Below are 23,046 nucleotides of genomic sequence, written 5' to 3'. Positions count from 1 at the left end.
ATGATCATGACGACTGCCTTTGACGCGCCCCTGAATGAGTCATTGCGTGACGCGATGCTCGCACTCTATTTGCACGAAGCCGTGCCCAACGATCCCTACCTGATCGAGCTGGGACTCGCCGCGCAAATCAAGACGGCCAACGACCTCTATGAATATTGGCTGCTGGACGTGCTGGTCAGCCAGAATGTGCCGACCAGCCCCGTAGCCTGCGCCATTGCCAGTGTGCAGCAACATACCAACAGCATAATGCTGAACATCGAACCCGGTTACGGCAATGACAGCCTGACGTCTGAACAGATCAATACCTGGCACGGTGGCCTGAACCGTTACCCGATCTGGGCCGCGATCCAGCAACTGCACTACTTTCCGGACATCTATCTGGACCCGACGCTACGGTTGACCAAGACCGCCAGTTTCGAGCAGTTCGAAAACGACCTCAACCAGGCGCAGATTCAACCCGACACCGTACAGGCGGCGGTACTGGCGTACCTGGGACGCTTTGAAGAAGTCGCCAATTTGAAGGTCTGCAACGGCTACATTCATGGCGAGGACTTCGCCAACAGCACCTATTACTTCATTGGTAAATCCCCGGCGGAAAACGCGTACTACTGGCGCTCGCTGGATATGAGCCAACGGCCGGTGAAGAACCCCGAAGCGACACTGGCCACTACGCCTACCAAATATGACAAGCCCCTGCCCAACGCCTGGACCGACTGGCAAAAAGCCAATGTGCCAATTTCGGAAAAAGCCCTGGAACACACCATCCGCCCCTGCTGGTTCAATAACCGTTTGTTCGTGATCTGGGCCGAGGTCGAGCTTCAGGACATGGATGCAATCAAGGACGAAACAAGAGCTGACACCGTCATTCTGTATCCGCGGTTCCGGTTATACGCCAGCTACAAGAAATACGATGACAACTGGAGCACGCCCCGGGTCTATATCGAAAATTATTGCCAGACGCCTGCGCTGATTGCAAAACCACTGGAAGCGATTCAACGGGAGACTCAGACCATTGCGGTGTATGACCATTCGACATCGCCGGAATCCATGTTTCTGGCTCTCTACTCTAATTACATTCCTGATCCGTCCACTCCGCCAGATATAACCGGCGATAAAGACAAGTACGATTTTCTAAGGACGGTACAAGTCGACAAAAACTTTAATGTGACGTCATTGTTCCCATCTCTGGGCGTTGTACCCAATGAGAAGCCAGGCAAGACGGCGCCATCACCCGAGTCCGACGAACAGCGTAGAGCTCATGTATTGTTGATCGGGTACATCTTTGCCAACATCGGCGAAAACCGTTTTCAATACTGGCTTCCAACAGCCCGACTTGTATTTGGCGCGGTAGATTACACAGCACCTGATACAGAGAAGAACACTTGGGACTATAACGATTGGCAATCACGAATCAAGAGCGGCGAGAGAGACATTGATCTTATCTATGATCGAACCACTTCCGAGATCAAGTTTGGCGTTACGCTTAACGAGGGATTTGATGACCTCCAGACTATTAGTTTCACAGTCTTCGACAGACTCGGCGCTGCCGCCGTTAAATTGAATCTAGTGTTCAGTCAGCCGAACCAGCAAAGCAAGTGGCTGACATTGCTGGCGGGCTCAACCATAGAATCCTACAGCGGCTTTATGGAGAGCCCGGATACATTTTATTGTTTCAGAGGTTCTCCAGATGACATCAGAAGTCTCATTTGCGATCCCGAGTCCACTAACCGAACGCAATTCTCTATTCCTCCAATCATGAACGGGGAGACGGCATCTCTCGCGGGAAAACTCGCCTCCTCATTCATACTTTCTTTACTTCGGGATAATCCCTTTCAGATAAAATTTGCTGACTTTTGGCGCTTCACTTCGGGCGTCGGAGGATCCTGGATGCCACTCAGACCAGACGTATCTCGTTATTGGACTGAGAGATTGGGCTATCAACTTTTCCTCGGACACCCTCTGAATGTGGAATCCGACAAGTTTCCAGATAAACCCGATAAAATGCGCAGGCTCAATAACTTCCAGATCGTCGACAGCTTGCCCAAGGACTCAAAAGCCTGGTATCGGTTCAATATCAACCAGACGACTCTTCAGCCCGAAGGTTGGCCAGTCGAGTGGCCCACCGATCCGAAAAAGATGAAAATCCCTCTTATCTATGGCGTGATGGTCTACCAACAGACCCCTATCATGAACACCCTTTTGGGAGGTGCGCTGAAGGCGGTAACCGTCGGCTGGTCGGAAGTACCGGAAAACGAAATACAGATTGCTCCGAGTATCAATACCCTGGGAGACAGTACTTCCTTGGGCAAAGCACAATTCATTGACTTCACGGGTTCAAGCATAGCGCTCAGCGAAGTACCGCCACCCCACGCGTCGGCTCGGGCGCCTATCCGAATGAATACCCTGTTCGCCCGCCAGTTGATCAAACTTGGCGAAGAAGGCATGGAAGCACTGCTGAGCTGGGATACCCAGACGCAGCAAACAGAGCCACCCATCCCCGATGGCCTCGGCGCACAATCGATGGATTTCGCGGGCGCCTACTACCGGTATTTCCTCGAACTGTTCCTGTACCTGCCATGGTTGATCGCGCACCGCTTGAACGAAGAACAACAATACGACGAGGCCACGCACTGGCTGTCGTTTGTCTTCGATCCTTCACGCCAGAGCAGCGACTCCGGCCACTCCGGTTACTGGCAATCGGTGCCACTGGAGCACGAGGTATGGCCCACCCCTCCCGATCCAAGCCAGGCCATTCTGTACCCGGACGATCCACACCAGATTGCCCTGAGTTTTCCGGTGCACTTTCGCAAAGCGCTGTACGCGCTCTATATCGATATCGAAAGCAATCGGGCAGACCAGGCCTATCGGGAACTGACCCCGGACGGTCTGGCCGAAGCCAAGTTGCGTTATGTGCGCATTCTCGACTTGCTGGGACCGCGCCCGGACGTTCGCCAGTTCGACGACTGGATCTCCACCGCACTGGGCAAATTGAGTTCGGCGAAGAATGACGACCTGCGCGAATTCGAAAAACAATTGATCAGTGCTCAACGCCAGCTTCAGGCACAGCCACCGTTGCGCATCGGCAAAACGCCGGACTCCGAAGCCGCACCGTTGCTGTGTCTGCGCCCCTGGGAAAACGACTCATCGCTGTCCGGTGACGACAACCCGTATTTGCGCCGCCCTTTCAACCCAAACTTGATCCGGTGCTGGGATCGGGCCGATAGCCGGCTGTACAACCTGCGCCACAACCTCGACATGGCGGGCAATCCGTTGAACCTGCCATTGTTCGCCGCGCCGCTGGATCCGCGCGCCTTGCTCGCCGCCTGGGGCCAGGGGCTGTCGGGCGCGGCGCTGAGGGGCCTGTTGAGTCCGCAGATTCCGCATTACCGCTTTACGTTCATGTTCGCCCTGGCACAAAACGCAGTGGACAGTGTGATCCAGTTCGGTTCGACCTTGTTGTCGTTGATCGAACGAAAGGAGTCGGCGCAGTACCTTGAGTTGCAACAACAGCAGGCGTGGAATCTGGCGAAAGTGGCGGTCGATATACAGATTCAGGTTTGCAAAACAGATGAAAAAAACGAGCTCGCTCTGCAAGCCAGTCAGAAAACCATTGCGGGACGGGTCTCCTATTACCAGCAGTTGTTAAAGGATGGGCTAAGCGCCGATGAACTTATCCCCGGTGAGCTACTTAATCTCGCTACCACATCTGAAAAGAGTGCACACATCATTTCAGGTACTGGAGCTCTGGCCAGATTGATCCCCAACGTTTTCGGATTCAGTACTGGGGGAGCAGATTGGTCAGGACCTTTTACTGCAGCCGCTGAGGGCTTATTGGCTGATGCAACGGTCAGTCGCAACTTGATGAACCTCACCGAATTGAAATCCCGATATGACCGCCGCACCCAGGAATGGACCCAGGCCTGCGAACAGGCTCTACTCGAAGCCGAACAGATCAAGGCGCAACTCGCCCTTTACGAAGAACAACACAAGGCCACCGAACTGCAATTGCGCCAGGCGCAAACCGCGCTGAACCAGGCCCGGGCGACCCACGATTTCCTGCTCAGTGGCAACCGCTTCAGCCGGTCCCAGACCTACGACTGGCTCAACAGCAAGTTTGCCGGTTTCTACAACACGGCCTTCACCACCGCCCAATCGCTGTGTCAGGCAGCCGAGGCCTGCTGGCAGTACGAAATGGGTGATTTCACTCGAACCTTTATCCGTCCCGGTGCATGGAACGCCAGCTACCGCGGTCTCGGTGCCGGCGAAGAGCTGAAAATGAGCCTGCAACGGATGCATGCCGATTACCTGAAAAACAACAGGCGCGACCTGGAAATCCGCAAAACCGTGTCGCTCAAAGACCTTGCGTCCAAGTACCCGAAAGTCGTCGGCAACAAGACCTGGGAAGAGATCAAAGAAGCGCTGAACGACAGCGGCAGCTGTGAGTTCGAACTGACACAGGAAATGTTCGACGATGATTACAAGGATCAGAATCATTACCTGCGGCGGATCAAGACCATCAGTGTGACCCTGCCGATCAGCATCGGGCCCTATAAAGATATCTGCGCCGTGCTGACGCAGAATTACAGCAAGGTCGAAATGGCCGCCACCGCCGGCACCGCCAAGGAAAACCTGCGCGTCAGCCAACAGATCGCCCTCTCCCACGGCACCGATGACAACGGCATGTTCCAGCTTAACTTTCAGGATGAGCGCTATCTGCCGTTCGAATACACCGGGGCCATTTCAAGGTGGAGTCTGGCCCTCACCAACCTCGCGGATCGGCCGGCCCAGATCAAATCCCTCACCGACATCATCGTGCACGTGTGCTACACGGCCAGACGCGAGGGCGGTTCGCTATGAACGAACAACAGCAGCAACAGTCGACGATGCAAATCAACACCCCCGCGCTCCCGAAAATGGGCGGCGCCATCCAAAGCATCGGCAAGGGCTGGGGAGCCGTCGGTACCAACGGTGCAGCGTCGCTGGAGTTACCGCTGCCGATTTCCCCCGGTCGCGGCTTTGCCCCATCGCTGGGCTTGAATTACAAAAGCGACGTGGGCAACAGCCCGTTCGGAATCGGCTGGCAAATGATGGTCGATGCCATCACCCTGCAGACCTCCAAAGGTGTCCCGGCCTACGATGGCACGGATCCAGTCATGGGGCCTGGCGGTGATGTGTGGATGCCCGAACGCAGTGAAAGCGACGGCACCTTGGTTTCCCGCATCGCCACCACCTACAACGGCGAGCCGCTGGGAAAAACCTACACTGTGGTGCGCCACTGGCCACGGGTCGAGGGTTCGTTCGCCTTGATCGAGCATTGGTCCACTGCGACGGATGCCGCGGGATTCTGGCTGATCCACGGCGCCGACGGCAGCCTGCATGTGTATGGCACAAGCGAAAGCTCGCGCCGGGTCGATCCGGCCGACCCGCAACGTGTCGGCGTCTGGTTGATAGAGGAAAGCCTCAACACCCGGGGCGAGCACATTATTTACGAATACAAGGCCGACACGGATTCACCCGCACCACCGCAATTGCGCGACTACCGTGCCCAGCGCTACATAAAACGCGTGTGTTATGGCAACGCCAAGGCCCACCCACATCTGTACGCGTGGAACGCCGACAGCTGGAAAGCACAACAGTGGCATTTTCACCTGGTGTTCGATTACGGCGAACGCAGCACCGATCTTGAACAGGTGCCTACCTTCGATGAACAACAACTCTGGCCGGGTCGCAGCGACACGTACTGGATCTACAGCTACGGTTTCGAGCTGGGTACCCGCCACCTGTGCAAGCAGGTGTTGATGTTTCATGACTTCCCCGAGGAACTGGGCGATAAACCGGTTCTGGTTCAGCGCCTGCTGCTGGAACACCGGTCAAGTCCATTGGGCTACCAACACCTGACCGCTGCCCATATTCAGGCCTACGACGCACTGGGCCAGATGGAAAGCCGGCCGCCAACGGAGTTCAGCTATAACGCCTTCGACCTTGATTCGAAGGATCAGGGCTGGGCGCAATTCCCCGACATGCCCGGGCTCAACGACGGTCAGCGTTATCAATTGGCCGACCTGTACGGCGAAGGCATGCCGGGGGTGCTGTGCCGTTACGATCAAGCCTGGTATTACCGCGAGCCGCTGCGCTGCGAAAGCGGTGACGACAACGTGTGCTACAGCGACTGGAAACGCCTGGAGCACATTCCAGTGGCCGATAGCAGCAAACCCTTTCACCAGTCGCTCACCGACCTGACCGGCGATGGCAAGCTCGACTGGGTACTCGCCATGCCGGGGGTGTGCGGTTTCTTCACCCTCGATCCAGAACGCAATTGGTCTGACTTTGTGCCCTTCGATGCCTTCCCCAATGAATTTCTGCATCCCATGGCGCAAATCACTGACCTGATGGGCGACGGCCTGAGCGACATGGCACTGATCGGCACCCGCAGCGTGCGCTTGTATGCCAACCGTCGCGCGCAAGGGTTCGCCGATGGTATCGACGTACCTCATGAGAAAAAAACCGTCGAGGGTGATGACGATGAACTGCCGACGCTGAGCAACACCCCGCTCGAACTGGTGGCGTTCGCCGATGTGCTCGGCAGCGGCCAGCAACATCTGGTGCGCATCCGCCACAACGAAGTCAAATGCTGGCCCAACCTGGGACGCGGGCGTTTCGGCAAGGGCTTTGTGCTGAGTGCCCTGCCGTTTGCCGCCCACGAATTCAACGCCGCCCAGGTATTGCTGGCTGATCTTGACGGCTCGGGGGCCGCCGATCTGATCTTCCTCGAAACTGAACGCCTGCGCATATTCATGAACCGTTGCGGTCAGGGTTACGAGCAGACGTCGACCAATCTGCCCTGGCCCGAAGGCGTGCAGTACGACCGACTCTGCCAGGTCAGCACCGCTGACCTGCAAGGGCTGGGTTGTTCCAGCATCGTCCTGACGGTGCCGCACATGACGCCACGACACTGGCGCTATGACTTCGTCAAAGCCAAGCCCTATCTGGCCAACCGCACCTGCAACAACATGGGCGCCAGCACCGGCGTGACCTATCGCAGTTCGGCACAGGAATGGCTGGATGAAAAACGCGAGCAACACGCGATCGGCATAGACAATCCGGTGTGCCGACTACCGTTTGCCATGCACCTGGTCAGTCGGCAAACACAGCTCGACGACATCACCGGTAATCGACTGACACAGTGTTTTACCTACCGTGGTGGCCATTACGACCGGCGTGAGCGCGAGTTTCGCGGCTTTCGTTTGCTGCAACAGACCGATACCGAAGCCAGCGCGGCGGAGCGTGCATCCGCCGGTTTCACCGCCCCGATCCTGAGCAAGACCTGGTTCCACACCGGTGACACTATCGATCCTGCGAGGGACGGCTATTACGATCGCGATACCTTGGCCGTAGACTTGCAACCCACGCTGTTGCACCACTACCACTTCAACGATCGGGCAACGCAACCCTTCACCGACCCGGATGAAGACACGGCCCATGAAATAGCCCGCGCCCTGAGCGGCCGGGTGCTGCGTTCGGAAGTCTTTGCGGCCGACGACGACCCGAAAACTGCTGTGCCCTACGTCGTACAGGAACATCGCGCACTGGTGCGGGTGCTGCGTCCCAAAGGGGTACACCAGCCCTACGCGGTGCTGCAACCGATGGACCTTGAGTCGATCAGCTACCAGTACGAGCCCTCGATTGATGACGACCCGTCATGCCAACATCAGATCAAACTTGAGCGGGACGAATTCGGCATATGTCTCCATGAGTTCACTGTGCATTACGCACGGCGCAAAACCGTCGAGGATACGCCGCCCTTCAGTGACGATTATCAGAAGACCTGGTGGAGGGACGCCCATGACGACGCACAACAAAACTGGTACCTGACGCAAACCAAAATCCTGCCGCTGCATTTGCCGGACCCCGAGGCGTGGCGTTTGAACCTGCCCTTCCAGATTCGCAGCAACGCCCTGGTTCTGCCGAAGCAGGCACTGACCCCGGCCACGATCAATTACGCGCATTTCCTTGAACAGAGCAAGGACGACGGCGAGTGGGCAGCACAATCGGTGCTGAAAGGGCTGTCCTTGCAGCACTACATGAACCCCGAGGACGGCGAAACCCCACTTGCACCGGGTCAGGCGAGCTTCGAAGGCCTGCCCGCTCATGTCGAAATAGCGGAACTGGATGAAGTCGCCCTGAGCGCTTATGACAAACTCAAGGATGAGCATGGCAACATGCCATTCAACCTTAAAGACAAACTCGAATCGCCTGAGGTGGGCTATCACATCATGGCGCTGTTTTTGCCCGAGGCGGCCGGGCAAGTGATTAAAGACCCGGGCGACGCGAAGAACTACCTGTGGTCGGTACATCGGGGATTCCCCATCTACCAGCTCGACGGGTTTTATAACGTCTGCAAGTACCGGGAAACCCGCAGTCACGGCGAGACACAGATCACCTACGACGCCTACGCTTGCCTGACCACCGCCGTGACGTTGCCCGACGGTTGCACCACTCGCACCCTTGGGGTCGATTACCGGACCTTCCTGCCGGCGGCCGTCGAGGATGCCAATCGTAATGTCCAGGAGGCACGGTATAACGCCTTCGGCGAGCCGCTGGTGATCAGTTTCCAAGGTACCGAGCTTGGGCAACCCGTGGGGTTTCACAGGTTGGACACCTATGTCCCGCCACCGGATCGCGACCCGGCCATCGCCATTGCCGATCCGAAAAAAGCCATCGGCAACTTTGCCAGCGTCGGTTTCAGCGACCCGTTCAGCTGGATGGGACGGATTTCCCGCACCTCGCCCCCCGCCCCGGCATGGCTGGCGTGGGCCAGGGGCGAAGGGTTTGTGCTGCCCGACGGGCACCTCTGCGACCGAGCGCGGCAGCACCTGGCCGGGCTGGAAAACCTTACCCCTGACGAGGCCCTGCTCAAACAGCAGATCGACGCGGCACAGCGTGAGCCGGTGTTTTCAGCAGCCCTGCAGGCCGACCGCTATCCCGGCGACGAAGCGATGCAAGTACGGATCAGCATCGTCTGCTGGGACGGCTTCGGCCGCACACTGCAAACCAAACAGGAAGTCGAGCCGGGCAAATCCTGGCGGGTCGATGCAAACGGTGAGCTGATCCTCAACTCCGATGGCACCCCGGAGGAGTCCGAAGTACCGCGACGCTGGCGCGTCAGCGAACCGGTGGAATACAACAACAAGGGCGAAACAGTACGGATTTATCGTCCCTACTTTGCCGATCAGCCGCGTTACATCAATGATCGGTCGATGCGTCAGCATGCCATTTTCGATCAACAGTTCTACGACGCGGCGGGCCGTCCGAGCGAAACGGTGCTGGCCAGAAAAATGCTGCAAGGCGATCCGCCGCAACTCAAACCGTTGCGACGCCAGGTGTGGTACTGGATCTGGTGCAATGTGGCGTTCGACGAGAACGATCTGTTTGAGCCGCCGCCAGAACAACGACGAAGCAACTGGTGGAGGAGCCCGCAAACATGATGACTGACACCCCACGCTTGTCCGCCGTCGACGGCCGTGGCCTGCCAGTGCGGCAGGTTGCGTACTGGCGCGAGGCTGTCGAGACCGAGGCTCGAATCACCCGTCAGTTGCATGACGCTGCCGGACGTTTGCGGGCACAGCGTGATCCACGCCAGCTGACGCCTGCCAACCTCACCACGCTTTATTCGCTGTCCGGCCAGGTATTGAGCACCAGCAGCGTCGATGCCGGATGGCGTGTCAGCCTGTTGGGTGAGGCACATCAATCGGTGCTGAACCGGGATGGCCGAGGCACTGAGCGCCGGATGGAATACGACAAACTGATACGACCGCTTGCGCTCTTCGAGCAGGCGGTGGACGGTGAACCGTTGTGCACGGAGCGTTTTGGTTATGGCAGCAGCGAGCCGGCATTTGCCACGCGCAACCAGTGCGGGCAACTGATTCGCCATGATGATCCGGCCGGCACGCAGTTGTTCGAACAGTTCGGGTTGAGCGGTGGCGTCATGCAGCAGACTCGACATTTTCTGCGCGCCCTCGATTCTCCCGACTGGCCCGAACCGCTGCCCGACCGCGACGTATTGCTCGAAACCGACGCCGGGGCTACAAGCCGCTCGGTGTTCAATGCCCTGGGCGAAACCATTGAACAGACTGATGCCAAAGGTCACCGCCAGTTCTTTACACAGAATCTCGCCGGACAGTTGCACGAAGTACGCCTGCAACTGGATAAACATCCCCTGCCGAAAACTCTGGTCCACGCCATTCAGTACAACGCCCAAGGCCAGACCGAGCGGGAAATCGCCGGCAACGACGTGATCACCGCACTGCAATACGATTCAGAAGACGGCCGCCTGACCCGGCTGCAAGCCAGACACGGCAATGACAGCCTGCAAGACCTGCGCTACGCCTATGACCCGGTCGGCAATGTAATCAGCATCGAAGACGCCGCGCTGCCGATTCGCTACTTTGCCAACCAGCGCGTCGAGCCGATCAACCGCTATGGGTATGACAGCCTTTATCAACTGGTCAAAGCAACGGGATGGGAGGCCGGCAGCGCCAATCAAGGCCCGCTATGGTCGCCTTTCAACGATCCGGCCGCAGTCACCCGGTACACCCAGACCTATCGCTATGATCGCGGTGGCAACTTGCTCGAACTGACTCACGAAGGCGCGCAAAAACACGGCCATCGCCTGCTCGCCGCCGCCCAAAGCAACCGCTGTCTACCCGTGTTGAATGACGTGGAGCCGGACGAAGACGACTTCCGTAACGGCTTCGATGCCAACGGCAATCTGCTCGCCCTGCAAGCGGGGCAGTCGTTGCATTGGGATCCGCGCAACCAGTTGCGCGAAGTCAGAACGGTTGAGCGTGACACCGCGCCTGGCGACAGCGAGCGCTACGTCTACGGCGCCGACGGCATGCGCCTGCGCAAAATCCGGCAAACGCAAACCAATGCCCGGACGCTGATCGCCGAAACCCGTTATCTGCCTAACCTGCAAATCCGCACCCACAGCGGCACGGGCGAAACGTTGCAGGTCATCAGTATTCAGGCCGGACGCAGCAGCGTGCAGGTGTTGCACTGGGAATCCGAACCGCCCAACGACATCAACAACGATCAACTGCGTTACAGCCTCAGCGACCATTTGGGTTCCTGCACGCTGGAACTCGACAGTGCGGGCCAGATCATCAGTCATGAGCGCTATCACCCGTTTGGCACCACCGCGTGGTTTGCCGGCCGTGAGGAAATCGAGGCGAGTTATAAAACGCTGCGTTATTCGGGTAAGGAGCGGGATGCGACGGGGCTTTATTACTATGGGTTCAGATATTACGTGGCGTGGTTGCAGCGCTGGGTTAATCCGGATCCGTCTGGTGCAAGCGATGGTCTGAATTTTTTTGGATTTTGTGGGAACAACCCGGTCGGCAGAACTGATCCCGATGGACGCATGTGGCAAGACGCCGAAGAACCTGCGTTGGACGCTGCGCTTGAGCAATTTCTGGACAACGAGACAGCGTTGAGATTTGGCTATGGCCTTGCGCCGTACAGCGATGCCTCCCCTGATACTGACGATGATGAGCCAATGGATGACCAGCAATCACCTGACTCATACCAAGACGACGCTTCGCCAAGCGAGTCCGATCCCGGTAGCCCCATGAGTCCAGGCAGTCCGGATAACCCGCCTTCCCCGACCACAGACCAACACATTGTTCTCGACCTTCTGAATGCAGCGGCTCCGGAGTTACGTTACGACTGGAACGGTAGGAGCTTACTCATCAGGGACAACTTCGGCGGGAAGGTCTACCGAGCCGATCAGCGCAAGCCTTATGAAGTGCTCCGGGATGGTTTCAACCCTTCGGATGAATTCACAGCTGTTAAAAAAATGATCAGCGGCGAAGCATTGATTGTTTCCGAAACTCTTGAAGGTGCGTTCTTTTACGCAGCCAACAGCAATTACGAACTCAACTTCTATGAAATAGATGCCACTGACGTAAGAGGCGTCTCTTTGACGGAGAACCTGGTTGTTAATAGTCCTGCGATGCTGGCACATCTCGAAGTCACCGCGAGCGACTCCCCATCCGAGCAAACCGGGGAAGCCAACAGAATGCATGAGGCGCATTTAAGACATAGTGATCTGGTACACCACGGGCGCCCCATAGTGTCGTTGGGATTGTTAACGGATGAAGTGGAGCGAGTGCGACGTGCGACGTTGCTCTGATCGTTAATGCAGACCGCAGACCCAAAGTCCCACAGGTTTGCGTGGCGTCCACACAATCCAGGTTCAGCCACATGACGAAATTGTAATTCCCTCATCACCTTGGCGTTATCCGCAGCTTGCAACGATGTGACCCGGCGACCAATGCCGGCGGGCCCTTGCCTGTCGCACAACAAAACCCACGCCGAAGCACGTTCCCGTTCTGCCGAACCCAAGGAGTGTTTGATGGTTAACCCTAGAAAAATATCGATGGCCGCTTTAGCGGTGGTGGTCGGCTCAGGGCCGTCCGTGGTGTTTGCAGAAGACAAGCCCGAAGGCTTTGTCGAAGGCAGCAGCCTGACGGTGCTAAACCGCAATTTCTACTTCAATCGTGATCATCGCAATGGCCAGTCCAGCCCCACCGGCAACGGTTATTCCGAAGCCTGGGCGCATGCCGTGATCAGCAAGTTCGAATCCGGTTTCACCCAGGGCACCGTCGGGGTCGGTGTCGATGCGTTTGCGATGATCGGGCTGAAACTCGATACCGGTGACGGGCGCAACGGTGGGCGCAGTTCGTTTGATGTGTTGCCGGTCAACAGCGACGGCGAGGCGCGGGACGAATACACCAAGGTCGGTGGCGCTGCGAAAGTGCGGGCGTTCGATACGGTGGTCAGGGTCGGTGATGTGTTCCCGGCCAACCCGATGGTCGCGGCCGGTGACTCGCGCTTGTTGCCGGAAAGCTTTCGCGGCGTGACGGCGACCAACACCAGCATCGACGGTCTGTCGGTGCAGGGTGGCCGGTTGCATGCGATGAGCCAACCGGTGTCCAGCGACATGCGCGAGAACTTCGCGACCTTCTACGCAGGCCCGGTCAGTTCGCCGTGGATCGCGTATGGCGGCGGCGATTATGTGCTGAACAAAAATCTCAGTTTCAGCCTGTACTCCAGTCGCCTCAAGGATGCGTGGAATCAGTATTACGCCGGTACCGCCTGGACCTATCCGCTGTCCGATGATCTGTCGCTGTTCGGTGGCCTGAACTATTACAAGGCCGTCGATGAAGGCAAACAACTGCTCGGCGAGTTCGACAACAACATCTGGAGCGGCCGCGTTGGCGTAAAACTCGGCGCCCACTCCGTCGCCCTCTCCCACCAGCGCAACAACGGCAATGACGACTTCGATTACCTGCGCCAGTCCGACTCGATCTTCCTCGACAACTCGATCCAGTACAGCGATTTCAACTCGCCGAAAGAGCGTTCGTGGATGGTGCGTTATGACCTCGACATGACGACCTATGGCGTGCCCGGTCTGTCATTCATGACCCGTTACGCACGCGGCACCGACGCCGATTATTCCAATGCCAACGCGGTGTACATGCGCCGCGATGCCGAGGGTAATCCGCTGACCGATCAGAAACGTTGGGAGCGCGATATCGAAGTCAAATACGTGGTGCAAAGCGGCTCGATGAAAGACCTGTCGCTGCGTTTGCGCCAAGCCACCACCCGCGCCACGGCGTTCGAGTCGGATCTGGATGAAGTGCGGGTGATTGTCGAGTATCCGCTGGCGATTCTTTGATTGCGCGGTTGATGCAAATTCACCTTTAGAAGCTCCTTGCTCCTTTGGTAAGAGGTGAATCTTTTGGCGTCCTTCGGGGCGCCTTTTTTTGCTCTGTGTTTTGCCGTGGTTATGTTTTTCAGGTTTAGGCCCGGCCCTCACCCTAGCCCTCTCCCAGAGGTAGAGGGGACTGACCGAGTTGGCTGTTGAAGATACATCGACCTGAAAAACCGAGGCGTACTCTGGTTTTGAATGGCTCAAAAGCCTGCTCCCTTTCCCCCTGGGTGAGAGGGGACTGACCGAGCTGGTTGTTGAAGATATATCGACCTGAAAAACCGGGGCGCACTCTGATTTTGAATGGCTTGAAGATCTGCTCCCTTTCCCCTGGGTGAGAGGGGACTGACCGAGCTGGTTGTTGAAGATATATTGACCTGAAAAACCGAGGCGTACTCTGATTTTGAATGGCTTGAAGATCTGCTCCCTTCCCCCTCGCCCCCTCGGGGGAGAGGGCTGGGGTGAGGGGGCAGGATTTTGAGGTCAATGCAAAAACAACGGTTAAAAACTGGCCATTAATAACTACGCGTTTGGATCTACGTTATCCAGCGCCTTGTTCACCGCCAGTTCACCAAGCATGACGACCTGCGCAATTCCGAGCAGAGTCTTGCGATGGGTGCCGCCTAATAGCGCGGCGAAGTCACCGAGCATCACCGTGGCCGAGGCCAGGGATTCGCTGGCATTGGCCAGTAGTGATTCGGTGTCGGCTTTGGGATTGACCAGGAACATCTGGTTGGGGATGTACGGTGCGGACATGATGGCGGCTGAGGGTTTGAGGTAGAAATCGAGGGCGCGGTCGGCGGCTTCGTGGAGTTTTCTAGTCTCAATGGAGACGTAGGGGGATGTTGAGTTGGCGTCAGGGATGGTGTCTGTTTCGGGGGGATTTGGGGTTGGCTTTTTCATAAGGTTCATCTTCTGTTCTGATAGTGGAGCTGGCCCATTCGGTTCCAATCGAAAGGGTGGCAGCTGTACGCAGGTTGGAACCCGGGGAACAGAAAACCCGACAGACTCGAAGTCTCCCGCGCACAGCTGCCATAACGAACTGCATACCATCAAAGGTGTGCAAGCATACGTCATGAAAAGTGCTTTCGCTTTCTGTAAAGCCACGGGGTTCCAATCCCGATCGCTGAATTGGCAGCGACCCACACAGGCTAGAGAGCTGACGTCCGACGGACAACCTGAAAACATTGTGGGAAGGTTCCGCACTTCCCACACAACCTTTAAACATCACGAATTGAAATACAGAACGTGTAGGAGCTGCCGAAGGCTGCGATCTTTTGATCTTTAAAATCAAAGTCAAAAGATCGCAGCCTTCGGCAGCTCCTACACGGGACCGCGTTTCGCCGTAAAGGATTCAGCTCCCGCCGTTCCGACACACGCCCATCACGCTGTACTTGATGGTGTAGAGCTGACCTTTGGAGTCCTCGTAGGTCATCGCGGTGGGCACGACATTGCACGCCGCCTGCGGCTTCACCACGCTCACCAATTTGGCCACGTCCAGCTTCATTCCGTATTCGTAATCCTTCACCACCGGCGGCGCTTTGCCCTGGTTGGCGGCGTACTGTTCCATGGCTTTGGCGTTGGCGCTGAGTGCACGTTCGAAAGTGCGGTCACCGCCACCTTCAGCCAGCACATTCACAGACATCGCCATGACAGCGGCGAATGCGATCAACTTGAGTACTTTCATATCCATTTCCTTCCCGTCCGGGCGTAAAAAAAGCCCGGCATCGATGCGCGATATCGGGCTTGTTCAGGTGCAGCAGGCTTACAGATCGCGGGTCTTGTCGTCTTTCTTGTCAGTGACGACAATCGGGTTGCCGGCGGCTTTTTCCTTGGCGACGAACAGTTCCATGGAGCGGTCGTTGCTGCTCATCATCCGCTCGAATGTGCGGTCACCGCCGCCTTCGGCCAACGCCACGGAAGAGATCGCCAGAGCGGCGGCGAAAGCACTGAGTCGGGCAAGTTTCATCGTTGATTCCTCGTTTAAGTAACTGACGGGATCAAGGTAACAATCCGAACCTTGCGTGACGGTGGCGGGGAAATTACATATCCGTTATGTATCGGGCACTCTTTCGAAGCCGGACACAAAACCAACTGTGGGAGCCTGCCTGACTGGCGATGAGCGCGAGCGCTCGTTTTTACTGAGCATCCTTGCATGATGCAAAGTTGAGGCGACTGCTTCAGATTCCTCAAAGATTTGGTTTTTCTATCCCGCCCCGAGCTTTTGGTCTTACAGCGATATAAAAACTCGGAAAATCAGCATGAGGGGAAACAGATCTTTTGACGCTGGTTGCTTCCATATCCAAGGCCTTCAAAATTTGCGCAGTATTTTTCCCATTGGGCGTTGTGAAAAAAGCTTCTTTCAACTCAATAGAATCACTTGCAAATTTTTCGGTTGCCGCCAACGTCTCCTTATTCTTCACTTCATTACGAACCATCATGGATGGGTAATCAGTTATACCCATATATGCAGCCTGAACCAGCTGAACATCACTTGCAAAAAACTGCTTCGTTTTGCTTTCTTTATAATTACCTCTGAAAACCCAAACGCCTGACGGGTGATATTCATTGATAAATTCATCCTTGATGACCTGCCCGTCACTTCCATGGTTTTCAGGAAAAATCATTCTGCCAGAGCTGATTTTTACAGCGTCTATAGGCTTGTGCTCCAGAAGCGTATTAAGTTGCGTAATTCGAGCAATGTTATTCTGGAAATAATCAGAAACACGACTCAAAAACTCCTCATTGACCTTCACCGTATTAATCTCGGGGATTGCATCAGGAGCGTCACGCGGTAAGTCATTCAAGAAATTATCAACTTGATCAAGGCGCTCTTGCTTAGTCGCTACGTTGTTTGGAGGCACCGGACTAAGTCCTGTGTACTCCCGCAGGGAAACGGGCGAGTTCCTCAATACACGAAACAAATTCAACCCATCAACGTCCCACGCTGGATCCGGATTCACCCATCGCTGCAACCATGGTGCGTAATACCGATAACCATAATAATAGAGCCCGGTAGCATCGCGTTCCTTACCCGAATAACGGATGGTTTTGTACTTCGCCACCAACGCACTTTTACCTGCCCAGCACGCCGTGCCACCAAAAGGGTAATAGTGTTCCAGGCTTAATACTCCCGCCCCCTCATCCAATTCCAGAGTGCTGGAACCGAGATGATCACTCAGGCTGTAACGCAGTTGATCGCTTTCCGCGCCATCAGGCCAATGCAGCATTCGCACCTGATTACGCCCGGCCTCGACACTGATGACATGCCGCTCTTTACCGGTAGTTTCGCGATGAACTTCAAGACCCGGCAGGTAACGCACTTCTGATTTAAGCGTCTGCCCGGATGTCTGGCTGAGGCGTGTTTTACGCAACCGATGGCCGGGTCGGTCGTAGACATAACCTTCGTCGTCATCCGGCTCGTCCTGGCGTTGCACCAGCGTCACTCGTCTCAGTTGATTGCGCACATCCCAGCTCATGGCCTGTCCGCGCTGCAATTCCAACTGATTGCCAGCGAGATCAAATCCTTCCGAAATCTGCGGTTCTCCCGGCAGGGAACCATCGTCGCGCTGGGCCAGACTTCGATTGCTGCAAGCAGAGGTAAACATCGAAAAACCCGGCGCACCGCTGTGATGACGGGTGAGCAGATTGCCCGCCGCGTCGTAGGCGAATGTCTGGGTGTAGTTGCGCCGCTGATTGGGGTCCAGCGGTGTGGGCAGCAGATCCGGTAATGCCGGGCCATGGCTCGGCTGGCTGACCTCCCAGCCCTTGGCTTCGACCATTTGATACCGGCTGTCATAGCGATAGCGGCTGACCGGTTCGATGCGCTGCTGATTGAAGTAAGTCACGGCCTGGGTTTTGTCTTCAAGGCTGACGATATTGCCCACCGGGTCGTAGACGTAATTTAAATCTTGCAAAGGAGTTTGCGCGCCAACACTGGCGACCAGTCTGAGCAGCCGACCGTCATCACGGCTGTATTGCGCTTGGGTGATAACACCATTACCGGCAGTTTCACGTTCAATCTGTTCGTGCGCGTTGTAACGGATATCACTGACCAGGCATTTGGGTTGTTTACCTTCACCGGCAGGGAGAAGCCATGTCGCGGAAAGTTCGCCCGCCACGTTGTATTGACGGGTCTGGACATTGCCCATGGCATCGGTCTGCTCTTTCAATTCGCCCGTCGGATAGAAAACGTAGCGGGTGACGTAGGACTGCTCCTCCAGCAACACATCACGGTGTTCAGGGTCGCTGGGCCAGTCGGGCAGATCGAGGTCCCTCAGCATGCACCGCGATTCCACCAGCTCGGCACCGGCCAGACCATAGTTATGGATGAGCCGGGTCCCCGCCGGGTCATCATGGCGGATCAGGCGACCGCACTGATTGTGCTGGGCAAAGACATCATCCGCATCGGCATAGCTCAATCGCTCAACCACACGAGGCAGTTCGCCACGGGCCTGCTCCGTCACAACAATCGGGCGCTGCAGGTCGTCATAATCACGATGCCATTCGCTACCTCGGGCGTCCCAGGAGCAACGTAATGAGCCGGCCTGATCCGGCAGACTCAATTGCCACCCGGCGTCGACGCTGTCCGTCAGCAATGCCTGCCCGCTCAATCCGTACGTGGTGGCCAGGTTCGGCTGCGGCGCCGTTCCCCACAATCGCGGATCCCACGATGCCACCTGACGCCCCGCTGCATCGAACACTTGCCGGGTAATGCGCGGGTCGATGTCGGGCGAGTCCGGATGCCGGCAGTAGCCGACGCTGCGGATCATCAGCGAACGGGAATCGATGACCGATAGCGTCGGCGTGGCGGTGTCGTGGTGAATATTCATGTTCACAAGCGCCCTTTCTCACCTTTGAGTGAAGAATGAGCGCTTTTGCGGTTTACCGATACTGTAAGAACTAACAGGTGCCATCCCGGCGATGGGCGAGTTGATAGAGCGCCGGCAAGATCAGCAGCGTCAGGATCGTGGAGGACAAAATCCCGCCGATCACCACGGTCGCCAGTGGCCGCTGCACCTCCGCACCTGTGCCGGTCGCCAGCGCCATCGGAATAAACCCCAGCGACGCCACCAACGCCGTCATCAACACCGGCCGCAAACGCGTCAACGCACCCTCATGGATCGCGTCCGACAACGACCGCCCCTCCTCACGCAAATTACGAATAAACGCAATCATCACCAAGCCGTTCAACACCGCCACCCCGGACAACGCGATAAACCCGACACCCGCCGATATCGACAGCGGAATATCGCGCAACCACAGCGCCATGACCCCACCGGTCAACGCAAACGGAATCCCGGTAAACACCAGCAAACCGTCCTTCAGGTTGTTGAACATCATGAACAACAGCCCGAACACCAGCAGCAGCGCAACCGGCACGACAATCTGCAAGCGCTTGGCCGCCGATTGCAGCTGCTCGAACTGGCCGCCCCAACTGGTCCAGTAACCGGCCGGGACCTGCACATCACGCTCGATCACTTCGCCGGCCTCGCTGACAAACGAGCCGATATCACGCCCGCGCACGTTGGCGCTGACGATCACCAGACGCTTGCCGTTCTCGCGGCTGACCTGATTCGGGCCGAGCACCAGGTCGAGGCTGGCGACGTCTTGCAGCGCGATAAAGCCGATTTGATTCGCCGCTCCATTCAAAGGCGCCGGCACCGGAATCAACAACGCCGACAGTCCGTCGATGTCCTTGCGCATGGCATCTGACAAGCGCACGACCATGTCGAAACGCCGATCCCCCTCATACAACGTCCCGGCCTTACGCCCGCCGACTGCAACGGCAATGGTGTCCTGCACATCCCCGACGTTGAGCCCGTAACGCGCCGCCTTGTCGCGATCAATGTTGATGGTCAGCACCGGCAAGCCGGTAGTCTGCTCAACCTTGACCTCGGAGGCGCCGTTGACCTTCTGCATCGCGGCGGCAATTTTCGCAGCCGTGGCATTGAGCACGTCTATATCATCACCGAACACCTTCACTGCGACGTCACTGCGCACACCAGAGATCAGCTCGTTAAAGCGCAACTGGATCGGCTGCGACAGTTCATAGTTACTGCCCGGCAACGTCGCGGCGGCGGTTTGCAGTTCAACCATCAAGGTTTCGCGAGACTTGCCCGGGTCCGGCCACTGCTCTTTCGGCTTGAGCATCACGTAGCTGTCAGAGATGTTCGGCGGCATCGGGTCGGAGGCGATTTCGGCGGTGCCAGTTCGGGCAAAAACACGCTCGACTTCCGGCACCTTCGCCAGAATCAGCGTTTCCAGCCGCTGCTGCATGTCCACCGATTGCGTCAGGCTGGTGCCCGGCACACGCAACGCTTGCAGGGCAAAATCGCCCTCACTGAGGCTCGGTACAAACTCGCTGCCCATGCGGCTGGTGAGCACGCCACTGAGCACGATCACGCCCAACGCCGCGCTCACGGCCACCGCGCGATTGGACATCACCCATGCCAGCGCCGGCGCATAAACGTGACGTGCGCCGCGCATCACCGCGCCCTCTTCTTCCTTGACCTTGCCCGTGACGAACAACGCAATCGCCGCCGGCACAAAGGTCACCGACAACAGCATCGCGCCAAGCAAAGCGATGACCACAGTGAACGCCATCGGGTGGAACATTTTCCCTTCGACGCCGCTCAACGCGAAGATCGGCAGGTACACGACCATGATGATCAACTGGCCGAAAATCAGCGGTCGCCGCGCCTCTTTCGCTGCGGCAAAGACTTCCTTGAAACGCTCGGCGCGAGTCAGCAAACGGCCGTGATGCTGCTGCGCATGGGCGAGTCGACGCAGGGTGTTTTCGACGATCACCACGGCGCCGTCGACGATGATGCCGAAGTCCAGCGCGCCGAGGCTCATCAGGTTGGCGCTGACCTTGTTGCTGAACATCCCGGTGAAAGTGAACAGCATCGACAGCGGAATCACCATCGCGGTAATCAGCGCCGCGCGGATGTTACCGAGGAACAGAAACAGAATCGCGATCACCAGAATCGCGCCTTCGATGAGGTTCTTTTTCACCGTGGCGATGGCTTTGTCGACCAGGTGCGTGCGGTCGTACACCGGCACGGCGATCACGCCTTGCGGCAGAGATTTGTTGATCTGTTCGAGCTTGCCGGCGACCGCTTGCGAGACCGTGCGGCTGTTCTCGCCGATCAGCATGAACACGGTGCCGAGCACTACTTCGCGGCCGTTTTCTGTGGCCGCACCGCTGCGCAATTCGCGGCCGATTTCCACGCTGGCGACGTTCTTCACCCGGATCGGCGTGCCGTCGACATTGGCCATGACGATGTTGGCGATGTCCTCGGTGCTCGCCACTTGCCCCGGCGCGCGGATCAGCAATTGCTCGCCGCTGCGTTCGATGTAACCAGCGCCGACGTTGGCGTTGTTACGCTCGAGCGCAGTGACCAGATCGGTAAGGGTCAGCTTGTAGGCGGCCAGGCGTTTCGGATCCGGCGCGATCTGGTATTCCTTGGCGAAACCGCCGATGGTGTTGATCTCGGCCACGCCCGGCACGTTGCGCAATTGCGGCTTGATGATCCAGTCCTGAATCACCCGCAGATCGGTCGGCGTGTAAGCGGTTCCGTCGTCCTTCAGTGCGCCCTCCTTGGCTTCCACGGTCCACAGGAAGATCTCGCCGAGGCCGGTGGAAATCGGCCCCATGACCGCTTCCGCACCTTCGGGCAATTGCTCCTTGGCGATCTGCAGACGCTCGTTGACCAATTGGCGGGCGAAGAACAGGTCGGTGCCGTCCTTGAAGATCACCGTGACTTGCGACAGGCCGGAGCGCGACAGTGAACGGGTCTGTTCGAGTGCCGGCAGACCGGCCATCGCCGTTTCAATCGGGAAGGTGATGCGCTGCTCGGTTTCCAGCGGTGAGAATCCGGCGGCGCCGGTGTTGATTTGCACCTGGACGTTGGTGATGTCCGGCACGGCATCGATCGGCAGTTTTTGATAACTGGCGATACCGAGGCCGGCCATGAGCAGAACGGCGAGCAGGACGATGATGCGCTGCTCGATGGCAAACTGGATCAGGCGTTCGAACATGGGAGTCTTCCGGATCAGTGGCTGTGCTCGGCTGAGGCTTTGCCCAGTTCCGATTTGAGGACGAAGCTGCCGGCGCTGGCGACTTGCGCGCCCGGTTCCAGGCCTTGGGTGATTTCCACATGGCCGGCGGCGCGGCGGCCCAGCTCAACCGGGCGCGCTTCGAAACCGTCGTCGGTGCGCACGAATACCGTGGGCTTGTCCTCGACGGTCTGGATCGCGGTTTCCGGCACGGCGACTTTCGCTTCGCGGCTGTCGGTCGCCACCAGCGCAGTGACGAACAACCCCGGGCGCCACGAGCCTTGGGGGTTTTCCAGAGTGACGCGAACGGTTGCCGTACGTGTCTGTTCGCCGAGCAAGCTGCCGACGTAAGCCACGCTGCCGACCACTTCCGCGTTCAATTCCGGGGCGCTGACGGTGACCGCTTTGCCGACTTGCACCTTGTTCAGATCCTTCGGTGAAACGCCGAATGTCACCCACACTCGCGACAGATCCGAAAGGGTGAATGCAGCGGTGGTTTCATCGACCACCTCGCCCGGCGTCAGGTGTTTTTCCACCACCACGCCGTCGAACGGTGCGCGCAATTCGTAGCGATTGCCGCCGGTGGCGACCACGCTGCCGCTGAGCACGCTGATCTTTTGCCGCGCATTGCTCACGGCGATTTCGGCTTCTTGCAGTGCCTGGCGCGCCTGGAGGAAATCCTGCTCGGCGGAGATCTTGTCCTGCCACAGCTTTTTCTCACGCTCGTAGGTGGTGCGCGCCAAGGCCAGGCGACGCTGCGCGGCAGCCTGTTCGCTGCGTTGATCGGAGATCTGCTGACTGGCGATCACCGCCAGCAACTGGCCCTTCTTCACCGTTTGCCCGAGGTTGACCGCCACCGACTCGACCACGCCCGGCACGCGCGGTACGACGTGGGCGGTGCGGTCTTCGTCAAAGCGCACTTCGCCGGGGAACGGCAGGCTGCGGCTGATGTTCTGCGCTTTTGCTTGGGCGAGTTGAATACCGGCAGCCGTGATCTGCTCGGCGCTCAATTCGATGTGCCCTTCTTCGGCATGTTCAGCCGCTGCACCTTCTTCAGCGTGATCGGCATGTTCGGAAGCCTCATCGGCATGCGCGTCGATGCTTGAGTTGGCTGACCACTGCGAGCCGATACCAATGCCCAGCGCCAACGTCGCCACCGCGACAATCATCAATTTTTTATCCATGGAAACTCCTCTGCGTCATACCTGCGCGCA

General features: G+C 57.6%; 10 protein-coding genes. 4 read left to right on the top strand and 6 right to left on the bottom strand.

What is annotated here, in order from left to right:
* Positions 1–6 precede the first annotated feature (6 nt).
* From ACOYXJ_RS20400 to ACOYXJ_RS20385, 4 genes are all read left to right on the top strand, one after another.
* Positions 7–4,857 carry a Tc toxin subunit A-related protein gene (locus ACOYXJ_RS20400; protein ID WP_460371209.1) on the top strand — a complete coding sequence of 1,617 codons (4,851 nt, stop codon included), beginning with the start codon at positions 7–9 and terminating at the stop codon, positions 4,855–4,857.
* Entirely contained in the window at positions 4,854–9,485 is a 4,632-nt protein-coding gene (locus tag ACOYXJ_RS20395; RefSeq protein ID WP_460371208.1) for a SpvB/TcaC N-terminal domain-containing protein, read from the top strand. The genes ACOYXJ_RS20400 and ACOYXJ_RS20395 overlap by 4 nt, the downstream gene beginning before the upstream one ends.
* Positions 9,482–12,190 carry an RHS repeat domain-containing protein gene (locus ACOYXJ_RS20390; protein ID WP_460371207.1) on the top strand — a complete coding sequence of 903 codons (2,709 nt, stop codon included), beginning with the start codon at positions 9,482–9,484 and terminating at the stop codon, positions 12,188–12,190. Before ACOYXJ_RS20395 ends, ACOYXJ_RS20390 begins: the two co-directional genes overlap by 4 nt.
* A 222-nt stretch (positions 12,191–12,412) precedes the next feature.
* The gene (locus tag ACOYXJ_RS20385; RefSeq protein ID WP_460371206.1) at positions 12,413–13,738 is read left to right on the top strand and encodes an OprD family porin; all 1,326 of its coding nucleotides are present in this window, start codon (positions 12,413–12,415) and stop codon (positions 13,736–13,738) included.
* A 555-nt stretch (positions 13,739–14,293) separates the two neighbouring features.
* Here the strand turns inward: ACOYXJ_RS20385 and ACOYXJ_RS20380 are convergent.
* The 6 genes from ACOYXJ_RS20380 to ACOYXJ_RS20355 all read right to left on the bottom strand — a co-directional run bounded on the left by ACOYXJ_RS20380 (position 14,294) and on the right by ACOYXJ_RS20355 (position 23,016).
* Entirely contained in the window at positions 14,294–14,674 is a 381-nt protein-coding gene (locus ACOYXJ_RS20380; protein WP_460371205.1) for a DUF6124 family protein, read from the bottom strand.
* Between the two features lie 451 nt (positions 14,675–15,125).
* The gene (locus ACOYXJ_RS20375; protein WP_460371204.1) at positions 15,126–15,458 is read right to left on the bottom strand and encodes a DUF2790 domain-containing protein; all 333 of its coding nucleotides are present in this window, start codon (positions 15,456–15,458) and stop codon (positions 15,126–15,128) included.
* A gap of 78 nt (positions 15,459–15,536) precedes the next feature.
* A complete protein-coding gene (locus ACOYXJ_RS20370; RefSeq protein ID WP_460371203.1) occupies positions 15,537–15,740 on the bottom strand; it encodes a co-regulatory protein PtrA N-terminal domain-containing protein in 204 nt (67 codons plus the stop codon).
* A gap of 220 nt (positions 15,741–15,960) precedes the next feature.
* The gene (locus ACOYXJ_RS20365; protein WP_460371202.1) at positions 15,961–18,603 is read right to left on the bottom strand and encodes an RHS repeat domain-containing protein; all 2,643 of its coding nucleotides are present in this window, start codon (positions 18,601–18,603) and stop codon (positions 15,961–15,963) included.
* A gap of 70 nt (positions 18,604–18,673) precedes the next feature.
* Positions 18,674–21,814, bottom strand: coding sequence for a CusA/CzcA family heavy metal efflux RND transporter (locus ACOYXJ_RS20360; protein WP_460371201.1), 3,141 nt, complete (start codon positions 21,812–21,814; stop codon positions 18,674–18,676).
* 14 nt (positions 21,815–21,828) lie between these two features.
* On the bottom strand, positions 21,829–23,016 hold the full coding sequence (locus tag ACOYXJ_RS20355) for an efflux RND transporter periplasmic adaptor subunit (RefSeq protein WP_460371200.1): 1,188 nt from the start codon (positions 23,014–23,016) through the stop codon (positions 21,829–21,831).
* Between the last annotated feature and the right edge of the window lie 30 nt (positions 23,017–23,046).

The sequence above is a fragment of the Pseudomonas sp. Tul2A7 genome, from assembly GCF_054790505.1.
The sequence above is the reverse complement of the archived record's forward strand: the minus strand, read 5'-3'. Positions and strand labels throughout refer to the sequence as shown.